At 70.9% G+C, this 1726-nt stretch carries 2 protein-coding genes; both read left to right on the forward strand.

The window, feature by feature from the left end; genetic code table 11:
* The first annotated feature begins 197 nt into the window (after positions 1-197).
* Positions 198-419, forward strand: coding sequence for a cysteine-rich CWC family protein (locus HMPREF3115_RS11665; RefSeq protein WP_070554479.1), 222 nt, complete (start codon positions 198-200; stop codon positions 417-419).
* A 99-nt stretch (positions 420-518) separates the two neighbouring features.
* Positions 519-1726: ATP-binding protein (locus tag HMPREF3115_RS11670; protein ID WP_070554481.1), on the forward strand; the 1208-nt coding region annotated here is incomplete at its 3' end.

The following is a 1726-nucleotide window of genomic DNA, read 5'->3' on the forward strand; positions in this document are numbered from 1 at the left end:
TGAGCGCCGCGCAGAACGCGCGGCGCCCCGCCAGTCATGGCCGGGCGGCCTGTGCGCGGCGCCGGCCGTGCAGCGATCGGCCCGGATGCGCACCCGCGTGCGATGCGCCTCGGCCGATCGGCCGACGTGCAAAATCCGGCTGCCGCGCTATGCTTGTCGCGTAGGGCGCTGCGTCGCCCGTTTCCGCGATTTTCGTCATGACCGATTCCGCCGGCGCCCGTTCGGTTCCGCGTCGCGTGCGCTGCGCGCGCTGCGGGCGCGGCTTCGATTGCGGCGCGCACACGCAGCCGTTCGAGTGCTGGTGCGCGTCGATGCCGACGCCGCCCGGTGCGCCGCCGTCGGCACCCGGCGTGCGCTGCCTGTGCCCCGAATGCCTCGCCGCCGAGATCGCGCAACGGATGGCGGGCGCGCCCGGCTGACGCGCAACGCGCGAAACCGGCGGCGAACGATCGTGCCGGCGCGCGGCCGCGATCCGGCCCCGCTGGAGGCGCCGCACGCGAAACGGGTAAACTGCCCGGATGCAACGAATCACCACCACCGGGCGCGTCAATCTGAGTCATCTGTTCTGGCTGCGCAATCTCGCGATCATCGGCCAGCTCGTGACGATCGGCGTCGTGCAGACGTATTTCGGCGTGCATCTGCCGCTGCCGGCGATGCTGATGGTCATCGCGCTCGAAATCGTCTTCAACGCGCTGACGTGGGTGCGCGTGTTGCGCGCGCGTCCGGAGACGAACTTCGAGCTGCTCGGCCAGCTGTGGGTCGACCTCGGTGCGCTGTCGGCGCTGCTGTTCCTGTCGGGCGGCACGACGAATCCGTTCGTGTCGCTGTATCTGCCGTCGCTCGCGATTGCGGCGGCCGTGCTGCCGTGGCATCTGATGATCTGGCTCGCGGCGTTTGCCGTCGCCTGCTACGCGGCGCTCGGTTTCGATTCGGTGCCGCTGAACATGGACAATCCGGCGAACCTGTTCGACTACTACCGCACCGGGATGTGGGTGAACTTCATGGTGAGCGTCGGGCTGATCGCGTGGTTCGTCGCGCGCATGTCGAATGCGCTGCGGCAGCGCGATTCGGCGCTCGGCGACGCGCAGCAGCGGCTGCTGCGCGACGAGCGCGCGGTCGCGCTCGGCGTGCAGGCCGCGACGGTCGCACACGAAATGGGCACGCCGCTGTCGACGATCGCGATGCTCGCCGAGGAACTGCGCGACGCCGCGCGCGACGATCCGGGGCTCGCGCGCTACGAGGCCGACCTGAAGGTGCTCGAAGAACAGATGATGCTGTGCACGTCGGCGCTCGCGCGCCTGCGCAGCCGCGCGAGTGCGCCGGCGAGCCGGCAGCCGGTCGACGAGTGGCTCGACACCTTCGTCGAGCACTGGCGCCTGCGGCATCCGCACGTGCAGTTCGAGCTGCTCGGGGCGCGCCCGTCCGGCGTCGCGCTCGACGATACGGTCGCGGCCGGCCAGATCCTGACGATCCTGCTCGACAACGCGGCGCGCGCGAGCCCGCACCGCGTGACGCTGGCCGCGAAGGTCGTGCACGATCGCACGCCCGACCAGATTGCATTCGAAGTATGCGACGACGGGCCCGGCATTCCGGCCGCGCTGCGCGAATCGCTCGGCGCGATGCCGGTCGACAGCACGCAGGGCGGGCACGGTGTCGGCCTGTATCTCGCATTCAGCGCGGCGGCGCGTCTGGGCGGCGAGATCGAGCTGTCCGACGTGACGCCGCG

The organism is Burkholderia sp. HMSC10F09, assembly GCF_001806955.1.
Classification (GTDB): Bacteria; Pseudomonadota; Gammaproteobacteria; order Burkholderiales; family Burkholderiaceae; genus Burkholderia; species Burkholderia multivorans.